Source organism: Pseudomonas jinjuensis (assembly GCF_900103845.1).
GTDB lineage: Bacteria > Pseudomonadota > Gammaproteobacteria > Pseudomonadales > Pseudomonadaceae > Pseudomonas > Pseudomonas jinjuensis.
In genome coordinates this window covers 43,739-57,696 of the sequence record NZ_FNIJ01000017.1, presented here as the reverse complement: position 1 = coordinate 57,696, position 13,958 = coordinate 43,739, and the positions used below count along the sequence as shown (strand labels likewise).

Here is a 13,958-nt window from a genome sequence, read left to right as displayed (position 1 = left end):
CACAGCACATTGTTGGGAATGTATGGTGGCAGTCCGGACACAGCGCAAACCGGGAAAGCATCACAGATCGCGGAATGGCGCACACCGCCGGTCGAATAATGGCACACAGCCATTATTCGCGTCACCCATCTTCAGCGCTGCAGGACCGGCTCCAGTTCATGACCGCAGGCCAGGCAGTGACTGAGCCATTCGCCGAGGAAAAGATTGAGCTGGCTCTTCTCGTCCGGCTGGTGCATCGCCTGGTTCGGATAGGGATAGATCGCCAGCAGCCGCCTCGCCTGTTCGGCGCCTATCACCTCGGCCATGCGTGCATCATGGTAGACACGCACTTCCAGCCGAGGTGCCGGCAACCATGGCAGGCCGAGCTCCTGGCGCACCTGCAGGGTGGTGGTGTAGGGGCAGGATTCGATCACTTCCAGCGCCAACACGCCGAGCAGGCGCTCGCCCTGGCTCATCGCCACGCGCCGCGACGACTGCGCCACGCGCATGTCCGGCAGCAGGCGCATCAGGCGCAGGTAGTTGGCCTCGCAGGTGCTCTGCATGCCCGCCAGGTCGACGCGGTAGCGCTCGCGCAGCAGGTTCACACCCATAACCCCCGGACCTCGGCGCGGTTCAGCGCCAGCCACTGCAGGGCGATGATGCTCGCCGCATTGTTGATCCGTCCGTCGCGCACCGCCGCCAGGGCGTCTTCGAACGGCACCACGTGGACGCGGATGTCCTCGCCCTCCTCCTCCAGCCCGTGGATGCCGCCGGCGTTGCTGCTGTCGCAGCGGCCGACGTAGAGATGCACGCGCTCGTTGCTGCCGCCCGGGGACGGCAGGTAGTCGCTGATCGGCCACAGCGCGCCGAGGGTCAGGCCGGCTTCCTCGATCGCCTCGCGGCGGGCGACCTCTTCCGGTTCCTCGTCCTTGTCGATCAGGCCGGCGACCAGTTCCAGCAGCCAGGGGCTCACCCCGGCTTCCAGCGCGCCGACGCGGAACTGCTCGATCAGCACCACCGTGTCGTGCTGCGGGTCGTAGGGCAGGACGCAGACGGCGTCGTGGCGCACGAACAGCTCGCGGCTGATCACCGGGCCCATGCCGCCGGCGAACTGGCGATGCCGCAGATGCAACCGATCGACCCGGTAGAAGCCACGGAAACAATGTTCCCGCTGGGTGATTTCGACGTCGTCCGGACCTGGCTTGAAGATTTCCGACATCCCGCGCAACTCGCTGATCAGTGAACTTCGGGTCATCCTAGCGCGCCACCACGCCCCGTGCAGCCTCTTTCGGAAACCGCCCGGCGGGCAGTCCGCAGCCCGTCATCCAGGCCGACGCGAGCGGGGCTGATGGTCCATACTGCGCAGTTTGCGCGCCGAACCGAGCGGCGCCCGGATGGTCTCAGTCACTCCGTTTCCGTCACAAGGAATCGCATGCGTCTTCCGAAAATCGCCGCCGCCGGCGGCCTCTGCCTCGTCCTGGGCGGCTGCCAGAGCCTGTTCGGACCGGGCATGAACGACCCGCTGGAACCCCGCCGCGACGCCTGGGAACACCTGCAGCCCGGCTGCCAGGGGGAACAGTGTCCGCTGGTGAACATCGACACCCTGAGCTTCGCCGACGAGCCGGCGCTGAACACGGCCATCGACGCGCACCTGCGCGACCTCGCCCGCAATGGCCCGAACGCCTCGCCGCCGCCGGCGCTGGACAGCTACGAGAAGAATTTCCTCAATACGGCCGAGCCCGGCTGGAGCAGCTACCTGCAGGCGAAGGTACGCGAGCAGCATGACGGCCTGGTGATCGTCGAGCTGTCCAGCTACCGCTTCACCGGCGGCGAGTACGGCCAGCCGGGGCGCGCCTTCATCAACTACGACCGCCGCCTGCACAAGGAACTGAGCCTGCAGGACGTGCTGCTGCCCGGCCAGGAGGAAGCCTTCTGGCAGGTCGCGCGCATGGCGCACCGCGCCTGGGTGGCGCAGAACAGGCTGGAGGAACAGGACCCGGACTTCCTCAGGGACTGGCCGTTCCAGCGCACCCCGCACTTCGCCCTGACCTTCGGCTCGCTGGTGCTGAAATACGACATCGACAGCATCGCGCCGCACTCGGTGGGGCATCCGGAAGTGAAGATTCCCTATCCGCGGCTGAACGGGATTCTCAAGCCGAATTATTTCCCGGGGCGGGGAACGTAGGAGCACGCCATGCGTGCGACACACCGGCGCCAGCCAGGTCGCGGGCATGGCCCGTTCCTACAGGGTCGGCGGCAGCGTTCGGGTAGGGCGCATAACGCGCCAGCGTTATCCGCCAGCCCCTGGGGACGCGGGAGCGTGGGAACGCTGGCACAGGGCGTCCACCCCCGGGTCAGGCGCCGGTCTTGCCCGCATCCAGCGCCAGCGCCTCGCCGCGTCCCAGCAGCGCCTGCAGCACGCCGGCCACCAGCAGCGCCGGCAGGGTCGCGCCGACATCCGGCAGGTAGTTCGCCAGCGCATGGTAGGTCGCCACGCCGCCGGCCCAGGCCAGCAGCGAGCCCCAGCGCAGCGCCGGAATGTTCGCGACGGTCATGCGCCGGCGGATGAGGAAGTGATCCACCAGCACCACGCCGAACAGCGGGGCGAACACCGAGCCGATCAGCAGCAGGAAGTTCTGGTATTCGGCCAGCGGCGCGAACCAGGCGATCAGGGTGCACAGCGCGCCGATGGCCAGCGCCAGCTGCTCGACCTTCAGCGGCAGCAGGATGCCGCTGGAAACCGCCGCCGAGTGGATGTCGGCGAAGGCCTTCTCCGACTCGTCGAGCAGGATCAGCAGCAGCGGGATGCCCATGCCCGCGCCGGCCAGCGCCAGCAGCAGCGCATTGGCGTCGCTGCCCTCGGCGAACGCCAGGGTGTAGGCCACGCCCAGGCCCATCAGCCACAGGCAGCCGATGAAGAAGCCCAGCGCCGAACCGGCGAACACCTGCCGGCCGCGCTTGCCGAAGCGCGAGTAGTCAGCGATCAGCGGCAGCCAGGACAGCGGCATGGCGATGGCGATGTCGAAGCCCACGGCGAAGGGCATGGAGCCGTCGCCGGCCTTCTGCCACAGCGCGACGAAATCCGCGCGGGCGATGAAGTCGGCGGTCAGCCAGACGCACGCGGCGATCAGCAGCCAGATGCCCCACTTGCGCAAGATGCGGCGCACGAACGCCAGCGGGCCGGCCACCGCCAGCAGGGTCGCCAGCGCGCCGAACACCAGGGTCCACATGGCCGGGCTGGTCCACGGGCTGCCCTCGCCGAAGGCGCGGCCGGCCAGCAGGCTGGCGGCGTCGCGCATGACGATGATCTCGAAGGCGCCCCAGCCGACCAGCTGCAGCAGGTTGAGGATCGCCGGCAATGCCGCGCCGTGGTTGCCCAGGCTGAGCTTGAGCGAAGCCATGGCGGCCAGCCCGGTGTCGCTGCCGATCACCCCGGCGGAGGCCAGCAGCAGCACGCCGACCAGCGTGCCGAGCAGGATCGCGCCCAGCGCGCCGGCCAGGCCGAGGCCGGGCGCCAGCAGCGCGCCGGTCTGCAGCACCATCAGGCCGAGACCTAGGGAGAACCACAGGGAAAACAGGTCGCGCAGGCCGAGCACGCGCTGTGCGGCGCCCACGGCGACGGTGGGGGAATAGTTGGTGGCGGTGGTGGTCACGATGCGTGCAGGGCTCGAATGTCGGATTAGGTTTTGTTGTTTTTCGTAGGAGCGAGCTTGCTCGCGAACAGCCCAGCAGCGAAGTCGCCGGCGAGCACGGTTCGCGAGCAAGCTCGCTCCTACGGGTATGGTGCTGCGGTCACACCTGCTTGTAGATCACCGATCCCTCGTCCTTGAAGCGCGCGGACTGCTGCTGGAAGCCGGCCTCGATGGCTTTCTGCTCATCGGTCAGGCCGTTCTCCTTGGCGTAGTCGCGGACCTCCTGGGTGATCTTCATCGAGCAGAACTTCGGCCCGCACATGGAGCAGAAGTGCGCGACCTTGGCCGAATCCTTCGGCAGCGTCTCGTCGTGGAAGGCGCGGGCGGTGTCCGGGTCGAGGCCGAGGTTGAACTGGTCCTCCCAGCGGAACTCGAAGCGCGCCTTGGACAGCGCATTGTCGCGGATCTGCGCGCCCGGGTGGCCCTTGGCGAGATCGGCGGCATGGGCGGCGATCTTGTAGGTGATGATGCCGGTCTTCACGTCATCCTTGTTCGGCAGGCCGAGGTGCTCCTTCGGCGTCACGTAGCAGAGCATGGCGCAGCCGTACCAGCCGATCATCGCCGCACCGATGCCCGAGGTGATGTGGTCGTAGCCCGGCGCGATGTCGGTGGTCAGCGGGCCGAGGGTGTAGAACGGCGCCTCGTCGCAGCACTCCAGCTGCTTGTCCATGTTCTCCTTGATCAGCTGCATCGGCACGTGTCCGGGGCCTTCGATCATCACCTGCACGTCGTGCTTCCAGGCGATCTTGGTCAGCTCGCCGAGGGTCTCCAGCTCGCCGAACTGCGCGGCGTCGTTGGCGTCGGCCACCGAGCCCGGACGCAGGCCATCGCCCAGCGAGAAGCTGACGTCGTAGGCCTTCATGATTTCGCAGATGTCTTCGAAGTGGGTGTAGAGGAAGTTTTCCTGGTGATGCGCCAGGCACCACTTGGCCATGATCGAGCCGCCGCGGGAGACGATGCCGGTGACGCGCTTGGCGGTCAGCGGCACGTAGCGCAGCAGCACGCCGGCGTGGATGGTGAAGTAGTCGACGCCCTGCTCGGCCTGTTCGATCAGGGTGTCGCGGAAGATTTCCCAGGTCAGGTCCTCGGCGATGCCGTTGACCTTCTCCAGCGCCTGGTAGATCGGCACGGTGCCGATCGGCACCGGGCTGTTGCGCAGAATCCACTCGCGGGTCTCGTGGATGTGCTTGCCGGTGGACAGGTCCATCACCGTGTCGGCGCCCCAGCGGATGCCCCAGGTGAGCTTCTCGACCTCTTCCTCGATGGACGAGCCCAGCGCGCTGTTGCCGATGTTGCCGTTGATCTTCACCAGGAAGTTGCGGCCGATGATCATCGGCTCCAGCTCGGTGTGGTTGATGTTCGCCGGGATGATCGCGCGGCCGCGGGCGATTTCCTCGCGGACGAATTCCGGGGTGATTTCGTTCGGGATATTGGCGCCGAAGCTGTGGCCGGGGTGCTGGTCCTTGAGCAGGCCGGCGGCGCGGGCTTCCTGCAGCTTCATGTTCTCGCGGATGGCGATGTATTCCATCTCGGGGGTGATGATGCCCTTCTTCGCGTAGTGCATCTGCGTGACGTTGGCGCCGGGCTTGGCGCGGCGCGGGGTGCGCACGTGGGCGAAGCGCAGGGCGTCGAGGCTGGTGTCGGCCAGGCGGGCCTGGCCGAACTCGGAGGTCAGGCCGGGGAGGATTTCGGTGTCGCCGCGCTCGTCGATCCAGCGCGAACGGATGTCCGGCAGGCCCTTGCGCAGGTCGATGCGGACCTCGGGGTCGGTGTAGGGGCCGGAGGTGTCATAGACGAACACCGGGGCGTTCTTCTCGCCGCCGAAGGCGGTGGGGGTGTCGGCGAGGGAGATTTCCCGTACCGGCACGCGGATGTCCGGGCGCGAGCCGGTCAGGTAGACCTTGCGCGAATTGGGGAAGGGCTGGGTCGATTGACGATCGAGCTGTTCAAGGCGGGTGACATTGTTGTTCTGGCTGGCTTTCATCGCTGGCTCTCCTGGGGTGATTTGTCGGGAGAACCTGGCTGTCGCGGGACCGCCGGATGGCGGTGAAAGGACGCGTCCCGAAGGGGCTGGGGCCGGGCGGAATGACTCCGGAAGGACGCGGACTTCTTGTTTCCCTACGCGGGTCTTAACCCGATCAGGTTCAACGGGATCCGGAACTATCCGATCTCAGCCCCTCGCATTGGGGCACCCCGACAAGAACGCCCGCAGTCTAATCAAGCGCACGCGGATTGGCCAACACAAGCCGACCGAAAGTTCGGTCCGCCTTCGCCCCGGCCTACTACACTCACTGCGGAGCGCCCGCACAGAGGCGCCTTGACCGCCGTTGGCGGCAACCCGTAGCCTTGCCCAACTCGCACTTTTATCCAGGACGAACGAATGCTGCGCAGACTCTCTCTGGCTGTCGCCGTGGCCGCAACGACAGGCTTTGCCTGGGCGGCCCAGCCTGCCCCGGCCGCATCCCCGCTGCCGACCAAGACCGACCTGATCAGCGTCTACAAGGATGCCGTCGACAACAACTCCGACCTCGCCGCCGCCCAGGCCGACTACCTGGCGCGCAAGGAAGCCGTGCCGCAGGCACGCTCGGGACTGCTGCCGCAGATCAACGCCGGCGCCAGCATCTTCGACACCCGGACCTCGCTGGACCAGCCGGACATCACGCTGAACCGCAGCAGCCAACTGGTCCAGGCCAGCCTCAGCCAGCCGCTGTTCCGCGCCGACCGCTGGTTCCAGCTGCAGGCGGCGAAGGACGTCAGCCAGCAGGCCGAGCTGGAATTCTCCGCGACCCAGCAGAACCTCATCCTGCAGACCGCGATCACCTACTTCGGCGTGCTCCGCGCCCAGGACAACCTGGCCGCCAGCAAGGCCGAGGAAGCGGCGTTCAAGCGCCAGCTCGACCAGTCCAACGAACGCTTCGACGTGGGCCTGTCGGACAAGACCGACGTGCTCGAATCCCAGGCCGGCTACGACACCGCGCGGGCCAACCGGATCGTCGCCGAGCAGCAGGTGGAAGATGCCTTCCAGGCCCTGATCACCCTGACCAACCGCGAGTACGCCTCCATCGAAGGCATCCTCCACTCGCTGCCGGTGGTGCCGCCGGCGCCCAACGACGCCAAGGCCTGGGTGGACACCGCCGTGCAGCAGAACCTGCTGCTGCAGGCCAGCAACTACGCGGTCAACTCCGCCGAAGAGACGCTGCGCCAGCGCAAGGCCGGCCACCTGCCGACCCTCGATGCGGTGGCGCAATACCAGAAGGGCGACAACGACGCCCTGGGCTATACCAACTCCGGCAACCTTCCCGGTCAGTCCGGCTTCGGTGGCGATGCCAGCCAGAGCGCCATCGGCCTGCAGCTCAATGTGCCGATCTACAGCGGCGGCCTGACCAGTTCGCAGGTGCGCGAGTCCTACCAGCGCCTCAGCCAGAGCGAGCAGCTGCGCGAAAGCCAGCGCCGCCAGGTGGTGCAGGACGCGCGCAACCAGCACCGCGCGGTGAACACCGACGTGGAAACGGTGAAGGCGCGGCGCCAGGCGATCATCTCCAACCAGAGCTCCCTGGAAGCCACCGAGATCGGCTACCAGGTCGGCACCCGCAACATCGTCGACGTGCTCGACGCCCAGCGCCAGCTGTACAGCGCGGTGCGCGACTACAACAACAGCCGCTACGACTACATCCTCGACAACCTGCGCCTGAAGCAGACCGCCGGCACCCTCAGCCCGGCCGACCTGCAGGCGCTGAGCAGCTACCTGAAGCCGGACTACGACCCGGACAAGGACTTCCTGCCGCCGGACCTGGCGAAGGCGGCGGAAGCCCAGTTGCAGGGGAATCCGCGGTACTGATGGAAGAATGGAAGAAGCCCGGCGGATGCCGGGCTTCTGCTTTCCAGGGAGACGGTACGTCCTCATCGGTGGATGACGCTGGCGCGTCATTCACCCTACGTTGCTCAATGTAGGAGCGGGCCATGCCCGCGAATCGCGCGCATGGTCCGCTCTATCCCGTAGGGTGGATGAGGCTCTTTTCATCCACCATTGCGCGGCCATGGTGGATCGGTGGAGCGTGATCCACCCTACCCAACCTCACTGCACCGCCACCCTCCTCTGCGCCAGCATCCGCCCGATCAGCGCCACCAGCGTCAAGCCGATCAGCAGCACGGAAATCGCCGCCACCGCCGGGTCGATGTTGTCGCGCAGCCCCGACCAGATCTGCCGCGGCAGGGTATTCACCTCGGTACTGGTGACGAACAGCGTCACCGCGATCTCCTCCCAGGACAGCGCGAAGCACAGCAGCGCGGTGCTGGCGATGCCCAGCTTGAGGTTCGGCAGCACCACCAGGAAGGTGGTCTGGCCGAGGCTGGCGCCGAGGTTGCGCGCCGCCAGTTCGATGCGCCGGTCCAGTTGGCTCAGCGCCACCAGCATGGTCACCACGCCGTAGGGCACCACCATCACGATGTGGGCGATGGTCAGGCCGAACAGGGTGTCGTAGCCGAGCGCCGGGGCGAACTTGCTGACCGTGGTTTCCATGAAGTACAGGACCATCGCCGAGATCATCGGCGGGATCGCCATCGGCAACAGCACCAGGCCGATCAGCAGGGTCGCCAGGCGCGAGCGCAGGTACCAGATGCCGAGGCTGAAGCTCACCGCCAGCGCCGTGGCGATCACGCAGGTGGCGGTCGCCACCACCAGGCTCTGGCCGATGGCGGACAGCCATTCCGGACTGCTGACCAGCGCCTCGTAGTGGCGCAGCGACCAGTTGCCGTTGGGCATCGACAGGAAGCGCCTGGAGGTGAAGGACACCGGGATCACCGCCAGCAGCGGGAACAGCATGAAGATCATCGCCATCACCGCCAGCAGGCGGCTTGCAGCCTTGCTTTGATGCTCATTCATAGGTCAGCCCACCAGTCGATCGACACGGGTCATGCGCAGCAGCGCCCAGATCAGCCCGCTGACCAGCGCCAGCAGGACCACGCTGAGCGCGGCGCCGAGGCCCCAGTTGCTGGTCTGGAACATCTGCAGGTAGACGTACTCCGCGACCATCGCCGTCTGCCCGCCGCCGAGGATCGCCGGGGTGATGAAGAAGCCCAGGCAGAACACGAAGACGATGATGAAGGCGCCGAGCACGCCCGGAATCGTCTGCGGCACGAAGATGCTCCAGAACGTGCGCAGCTGGCCGGCGCCCAGCCCGCGCGAGGCGAGCAGTACGCGCGGGTCGAGGCGGCGCATGGTCGACACCAGCGGGAAGATGGCGAACGGCACCATGAAGTGCACCATGCCGATCACCACGCCCAGCTCGTTGCGCGTCAGCTGCAGCGGCTCGCTGATGATCCCCAGCGACTGCAGCCAGCCGTTGAGCATGCCGTTGCTGCGCAGGGCGATCAGCCAGCCGAAGGCGCGCACCAGCACCGACAGCCAGAACGGGATGAACACGCAGATTTCCACCATGCGCTGCCAGAACGGCGAGCTGAACACCCAGCAGTACGCCATCAGGTAGGCGATGGCGACGGACACCAGCGTCACCGTGGTGCACAGGCGGAAGGTCCGCCACAGCACGTCGTGGATCGCCGGGTCGGTGGCGATCCGCTGGTACTGCTCGATGCCCGGCTCCGGCAGGGTGAAGCTCCAGCCCACCACGCCGGCGAACGGCAGCACGTAGAACAGCAGCAGGACGATCGGCAGCGGCAGCAGCAGCGCGCCCAGCTTCAGCCGCGAGGGAGCGTTATCGGCCATGGAATGCGCCTCCGCTCACTTGGAGATATGCGTCAGGTATTGCTCCAGCGCCACCGCGTAGTGGTCGGTGTACCACTCGTGGCTGAGCATGATCTGCTTCGGCAGGTTGTCCGGATCGGTGCAGTTCAGGTGCCGGCGATCGGCCGGGATCAGCGCGGCGGCCGCCGGGTTGGCCGGGCCGTTGCCGAACATGGTGAACAGCTCGACCTGCGATTGCGGGTCCTGCGCGTGGGCGATGAAGCGCATCGCCGCCTCGCTGCCGCCCGGGTTGCCCTTGAGCACGCCCCAGTTGCTGCAGCCGAGCAGCGCGTTGTCGAATGTCCACTTGATGCGGTCTTCGCTGTCCTCGGTGATCACCTGGGCGCGGGTGTTCCAGATCGCGCCCATGGACACCTCGCCCTCCAGCAGCAGTTGCTGGGTCTCCGCGCCCGAGCCCCAGAAGGCCAGCACGTGCGGCTTGAGTTCCTCGATCTTGGCCAGCGCGCGCGGCACGTCCAGCGGATACAGGTTGGCCGGCTCGACGCCGTCGGCCAGCAGCGCGGCCTCCAGCATGCCGTTCATCCACTTGTAGAGGGTGCGCTTGCCGGGGAAGGTCTTGACATCCCAGAAGTCCTTCCAGGTCTTCGGCGCGTTGTCGCCGAAACGCTCGCTGTCGTAGGCGATCACGTAGCTGAGCATGTAGTCGGCGATGCCGTAGTCGTAGGCGAAGCCCGGCAGTACCTTGTCGCGCGAGACGATGCTGTAGTCGATCGGCTGCACCAGCCCTTCCCTGCCGAGGTTCTGCAGGATCGAGCTTTCCGCGTCGACCACGTCCCAGCTCACCCGGCCGCTGGAGAGCTGGGTGCGGATGGCGCCCTCGGTCGGGCCGCTGCCGTCGATCTTCACCGGGATGCCGGTGGCCCTGGTGAAGCTCTCGGTCCAGGCCTTGCCGAACGCCTTGACCGCGTCGCCGCCCCAGTTCACCACCACCAGCGGCTTGTCGGCGGCGAAGCTGACGCCGCTGCGCATGGCCAGCGGCAGCGCGGCGAGCAGGCCCATGCCCTTGAGGAAGCTGCGGCGGTCGATCTGCCCGCGGCGGGCCTTTTCGATGAGGGTTTCGATGCAGTCTTGCTGATGCGGATTGAACATGGCGACTCCTTGGAATGCAGTGGGATGTACCGGCGTTCAGGCCAGCAGCAGACTTTTTTCGATCGGCCAGCTCAGCCACACGCGGGCACCGTGTTCGAGGCGCGAGGCGTGATGGTCGGCATGCACCGCGAGGCTCATCGGCAGCGCCTCGCCGGTGGCGGTGGCCAGGCCCAGCTCGGTGCTGGCGCCCTGGTAGGTGCGCGAAGTGAGCACCGCCGGCACCACGTTGTGCCCGGCGACGGTCGGCGGCGCAGCGTGCAGCTGCATGTGCTCGGGGCGCACGGCCAGCAGGGGTTTGTCCGCCTGCAAGGCAGCGGAAGGTTCGGCGTGCAGCTCGGCATCGCCGAAGCGGCCGCGGGCCAGGGCGCCGGATCGGTCCACCTGGCTCAGCGGGAAGAGGTTCATCTTGCCGAGAAACTCGGCGACGAAGCGGTTGCCGGGCTGGTTGTAGATGCGTTCCGGCGTATCCACCTGGGCCAGCGCGCCGCGGTTGAAGATGGCGATGCGGGTGGACAGCGCCAGCGCCTCGTTCTGGTCGTGGGTGACGAAGACGAAGGTGGTGCCGATCTGCTGGTGGATGCGCTGCAGCTCGGCCTGCAGCTGCTCGCGCAGGTTCTTGTCCAGCGCCGAGAGCGGTTCGTCGAGCAGCAGCAGGTCCGGCTCGAACACCAGCGCGCGGGCGATGGCGACGCGCTGCTGCTGGCCGCCGGAAAGCTCGGCGGGACGCTTGCCGCGATGCTCACCGAGCCCGACCACGTCGAGCATGTGGCGCACCCGGCGGTTGCGTTCCTCGGGCTTCACACCGCGGATCTTCAGCGGGAAGCCGACGTTGTCCTCGATGCTCATGTGCGGGAACAGCGCATAGCCCTGGAACACCATGCCGAAGTTGCGCTTCTCCGCGGGGAGACGGGAGATGTCCTGGCCGTGGGCCTCCAGGCGGCCGCTGGAGTGGTTCTGGAAGCCGGCGAGGATCATCAGGAAGGTGGTCTTGCCGGAACCGGACGGCCCCAGCAGGGTGAGGAATTCGCCTTGCTCGATATCGATGGAGACGGAATCCAGGGCACGGAAGCTTCCGTAATTCTTGCCAATGCCGATGGCACGAAGCTGGGGCTGTCGCTCCACTGCGCTTACCTCGTCTTTGTTCTTGTTCTAAGACGTGCCGGCGGTGAGAAACCGGCTGTTTTCCGCAGTATTGTCAAATAGCCTTTCGCTTCAATCGCGTTTTTTAGTCGCCATTGTCAAATTTTATTCACCAAACCAGGCATTCCGGCTGCCATTGCGGAACTGCTCGGACATGCGCAGCTCGGCCATCATCCACGCCTTGAAGGCCCGCACGTCGGGGCGGTCGGTCCTGGCCGGGTCGCTGACGAAGTAGTAGCGGTTCGGCGGCTCGATGGCGACGTTGAACAGCCGCACCAGCTGCCCCTTGGCCATGGCGTCGCCGCTGACCAGCGCATCGCCCATCGCCACGCCCTGCCCGGCGATGGCCGCCGACTGCACCAGGTGCGCATCGGAGAAGACGATGCCGTTGCGCACATTGAGATCGCGCACCCCGGCCGCGGCGGCCCAGAGCAGCCAGTCGGAGTGATCGACCATGTGCAGCAGCGGCAGGTGGGCGAGGTCTTCCGGGGAATCCAGGCCGCCGGTGGAGTTGATCAGCGACGGGCTGCACACCGGGAAGGTGTCGAGGGTGGCGATCAGCTCGACGTGCAGGTCCGGCCAGTCGCCGACGCCATAGGCGATGAACAGGTCGACGTCGCGGTTGCTCACGTCGTCCGGCACCCGCGGCGACACCAGGCTCAATTCCACCCGCGGATGGGCGCGCTGGAACTTGCCGATCTGGTGGCACAGCCAGTAGGTGGCGAAACCCGGCGTGCAGCTGATGCACAGCCGGCCGGCGATTTCCTCGGCATTGGCGAAGCGCCGCGCCTCATTGAGGATCGCCAGCGCGCGCTGGGTCTCGCGGGCGAAGCACTCGCCCTGGTAGGTCAGCACGATGCCACGCCCGGCGCGCTCGGTGAGGGCGATGCCGAGGCAGTCCTCCAGCGCATGCAACTGGTGGCTGACCGCGCTGCGGGTCAGGCTCAGCTCGCTGGCGGCCTCGGACAGGCTGCCCAGCCGGGCGACGGCATCGAGCACGCGCAGGGCGGTCATCGAGGGGAAACGCATGGGGATGACTCCAGTTCTTGTAGGTTGGATGGAGCGGAGCGATACCCATCCTACCGTGTAGGACCGTCCCGGAACGCCTTACCTGTAGGAGCCAGCTTGCTGGCGATCAGCCGTGCCAGCCGGCCGTGCCGTGGTTTAGGGGGATGCAGGGATCGCCAGCAAGGGCTAGGCGCCCCCCTCGCTCCTACAATTCAGCACGGCGCTCCCGGAAGCGTTCGGGAGTGGTTCCCACATGCCGCAAAAACGCCCGGTGAAAACTCGTCACATGCTCGTACCCGAGCAGAAACCCGATCTCCTGCACCGTCATCCGGCTCGCCAGCAGATAGCGCTGCGCCAGCGCCATGCGCACCTCGTAGACGATCCCTTTGAAGGTCAACCCATGGCCCCGCAAGCGGCGCTGCAGGGTATGCGGCGGCAGGCGGAAGTGCGCGGCGGTCTCCTCCAGGTCCGGCAGCGGAATGCGTCCGTTCTGCAGCAGGAAGAAGCGCACGTCGTCCGGCAAGCCCTGCCCGCCCTCGAAACCGGCCAGCGTGGCCGCGCCCTGCGCCAGGCACAGGCGCAGCACCGACGGGCTGGACGTGGAGAACGGCCGGTCATGGAATTCCCTGGGAATCCGCATCTCCGCCCGCTCCGCCGAAAACACCACGCGCCCCGGGAACAGCTCGGCATACACCGCCGCATGGGGCGGCGGCGCGAACGGCAGGTGCACCTCGATCTCCCGGCAATCCGCCAGCTCCGGCAACCGCTGGCACAGCCAGCGCCAGGTGCTGCTCAGCCACTCGTCGCACAGCGCCTGGCATTCCACGCGGCTGAACGGCGGCAGGTCCAGCACCAGATGCATGTGCCGCGCACCCTCCTCGCGGGAGACATGGATCGGGTGCGGCAGCAGGTTCGAGCGCTGCCCGAGGGAGATATCCCACGACCGCCGCAGGTTAGCCGCGCTGATCAGCGCATAGCCGATCACCCCCATGTCGAACAGGTTGTAGCGCTGCCCCAGGCGCAGGAAGAAATCCCCCGGCCAGAGCATCCCGGCGGCCAGGCGCAGCAGGCGGTAGTAGCGGTCGAAGGTCATCGCGCTGGCGGCCGTCGCCCCAGCCGGCAAACCGAGTCCCGCCAGTAGCGGATCGAGGGGCGGCATTGCCGGCCGCGCCTGCCATTCCTCGAGGAAACGCTGGTACTGCTGGCGGGCGGCGTAGTCGATATCGGACTGCTGGTCGGGCATGGCGAAGTTGTCGTGTAGAGCTAGTCGATTGTCATCTTATGCTAGT

General features: G+C 67.0%; 12 protein-coding genes and 1 riboswitch. Of the genes, 2 read left to right on the top strand and 10 right to left on the bottom strand.

Going from position 1 to position 13,958, the window contains the following annotated elements; translation table 11 throughout:
• Positions 1-131: 131 nt before the first annotated feature.
• On the bottom strand, positions 132-590 hold the full coding sequence (locus tag BLR75_RS21385; RefSeq protein ID WP_084313978.1) for a DUF1249 domain-containing protein: 459 nt from the start codon (positions 588-590) through the stop codon (positions 132-134).
• A complete protein-coding gene (locus tag BLR75_RS21380) occupies positions 581-1,198 on the bottom strand; it encodes an NUDIX domain-containing protein (RefSeq protein ID WP_084313977.1) in 618 nt (205 codons plus the stop codon). The genes BLR75_RS21385 and BLR75_RS21380 overlap by 10 nt, the downstream gene beginning before the upstream one ends.
• Before the next feature lie 213 nt (positions 1,199-1,411).
• Here BLR75_RS21380 and BLR75_RS21375 point away from each other — a divergent pair, with 213 nt between their 5' ends.
• A complete protein-coding gene (locus BLR75_RS21375; RefSeq protein WP_084313976.1) occupies positions 1,412-2,164 on the top strand; it encodes an RsiV family protein in 753 nt (250 codons plus the stop codon).
• A 169-nt stretch (positions 2,165-2,333) separates the two neighbouring features.
• On the opposite strand, the gene cytX is transcribed toward BLR75_RS21375, so the two are convergent.
• Both cytX and thiC read right to left on the bottom strand, forming a co-directional pair.
• Positions 2,334-3,632, bottom strand: coding sequence for a putative hydroxymethylpyrimidine transporter CytX (gene cytX, locus BLR75_RS21370; RefSeq protein WP_084313975.1), 1,299 nt, complete (start codon positions 3,630-3,632; stop codon positions 2,334-2,336).
• A 139-nt stretch (positions 3,633-3,771) separates the two neighbouring features.
• Positions 3,772-5,655, bottom strand: a complete 1,884-nt coding sequence (thiC, locus tag BLR75_RS21365; RefSeq protein WP_084313974.1) for a phosphomethylpyrimidine synthase ThiC — start codon at positions 5,653-5,655, stop codon at positions 3,772-3,774.
• Positions 5,656-5,768: 113 nt separating this feature from the next.
• A riboswitch (TPP riboswitch) is annotated at positions 5,769-5,877 on the bottom strand.
• Positions 5,878-6,051: 174 nt separating this feature from the next.
• On the opposite strand from thiC, the gene BLR75_RS21360 reads away from it, so the two are divergent.
• Positions 6,052-7,509 (top strand): TolC family outer membrane protein, encoded by a 1,458-nt coding sequence (locus BLR75_RS21360; protein ID WP_084313973.1) that lies wholly within the window; start codon positions 6,052-6,054, stop codon positions 7,507-7,509.
• 237 nt (positions 7,510-7,746) lie between these two features.
• On the opposite strand, the gene BLR75_RS21355 is transcribed toward BLR75_RS21360, so the two are convergent.
• The 6 genes from BLR75_RS21355 to BLR75_RS21330 all read right to left on the bottom strand — a co-directional run bounded on the left by BLR75_RS21355 (position 7,747) and on the right by BLR75_RS21330 (position 13,912).
• Positions 7,747-8,553, bottom strand: a complete 807-nt coding sequence (locus BLR75_RS21355) for an ABC transporter permease (RefSeq protein ID WP_084313972.1) — start codon at positions 8,551-8,553, stop codon at positions 7,747-7,749.
• A gap of 3 nt (positions 8,554-8,556) precedes the next feature.
• Entirely contained in the window at positions 8,557-9,393 is an 837-nt protein-coding gene (locus BLR75_RS21350; RefSeq protein ID WP_084313971.1) for an ABC transporter permease, read from the bottom strand.
• Between the two features lie 15 nt (positions 9,394-9,408).
• Entirely contained in the window at positions 9,409-10,521 is a 1,113-nt protein-coding gene (locus tag BLR75_RS21345; protein WP_084313970.1) for an ABC transporter substrate-binding protein, read from the bottom strand.
• Positions 10,522-10,557: 36 nt separating this feature from the next.
• A complete protein-coding gene (locus BLR75_RS21340) occupies positions 10,558-11,643 on the bottom strand; it encodes an ABC transporter ATP-binding protein (RefSeq protein ID WP_084313969.1) in 1,086 nt (361 codons plus the stop codon).
• Between the two features lie 123 nt (positions 11,644-11,766).
• Positions 11,767-12,690, bottom strand: coding sequence for a LysR substrate-binding domain-containing protein (locus BLR75_RS21335; RefSeq protein ID WP_084313968.1), 924 nt, complete (start codon positions 12,688-12,690; stop codon positions 11,767-11,769).
• A 184-nt stretch (positions 12,691-12,874) separates the two neighbouring features.
• The gene (locus BLR75_RS21330) at positions 12,875-13,912 is read right to left on the bottom strand and encodes a helix-turn-helix transcriptional regulator (RefSeq protein ID WP_084313967.1); all 1,038 of its coding nucleotides are present in this window, start codon (positions 13,910-13,912) and stop codon (positions 12,875-12,877) included.
• Positions 13,913-13,958 lie beyond the last annotated feature (46 nt).

Excerpts from the sequence above, each read along its gene's own strand:
- BLR75_RS21375 (WP_084313976.1), top strand. The coding sequence starts at position 1,412 with ATGCGTCTTCCGAAAATCGCCGCCGCCGGCGGCCTCTGCCTCGTCCTG.
- BLR75_RS21385 (WP_084313978.1), bottom strand. The coding sequence starts at position 590 with ATGGGTGTGAACCTGCTGCGCGAGCGCTACCGCGTCGACCTGGCGGGC.
- BLR75_RS21360 (WP_084313973.1), top strand. The coding sequence starts at position 6,052 with ATGCTGCGCAGACTCTCTCTGGCTGTCGCCGTGGCCGCAACGACAGGC.
- BLR75_RS21345 (WP_084313970.1), bottom strand. The coding sequence starts at position 10,521 with ATGTTCAATCCGCATCAGCAAGACTGCATCGAAACCCTCATCGAAAAG.
- BLR75_RS21355 (WP_084313972.1), bottom strand. The coding sequence starts at position 8,553 with ATGAATGAGCATCAAAGCAAGGCTGCAAGCCGCCTGCTGGCGGTGATG.
- BLR75_RS21350 (WP_084313971.1), bottom strand. The coding sequence starts at position 9,393 with ATGGCCGATAACGCTCCCTCGCGGCTGAAGCTGGGCGCGCTGCTGCTG.
- BLR75_RS21380 (WP_084313977.1), bottom strand. The coding sequence starts at position 1,198 with ATGTCGGAAATCTTCAAGCCAGGTCCGGACGACGTCGAAATCACCCAG.
- BLR75_RS21335 (WP_084313968.1), bottom strand. The coding sequence starts at position 12,690 with ATGCGTTTCCCCTCGATGACCGCCCTGCGCGTGCTCGATGCCGTCGCC.
- BLR75_RS21330 (WP_084313967.1), bottom strand. The coding sequence starts at position 13,912 with ATGCCCGACCAGCAGTCCGATATCGACTACGCCGCCCGCCAGCAGTAC.
- thiC (WP_084313974.1), bottom strand. The coding sequence starts at position 5,655 with ATGAAAGCCAGCCAGAACAACAATGTCACCCGCCTTGAACAGCTCGAT.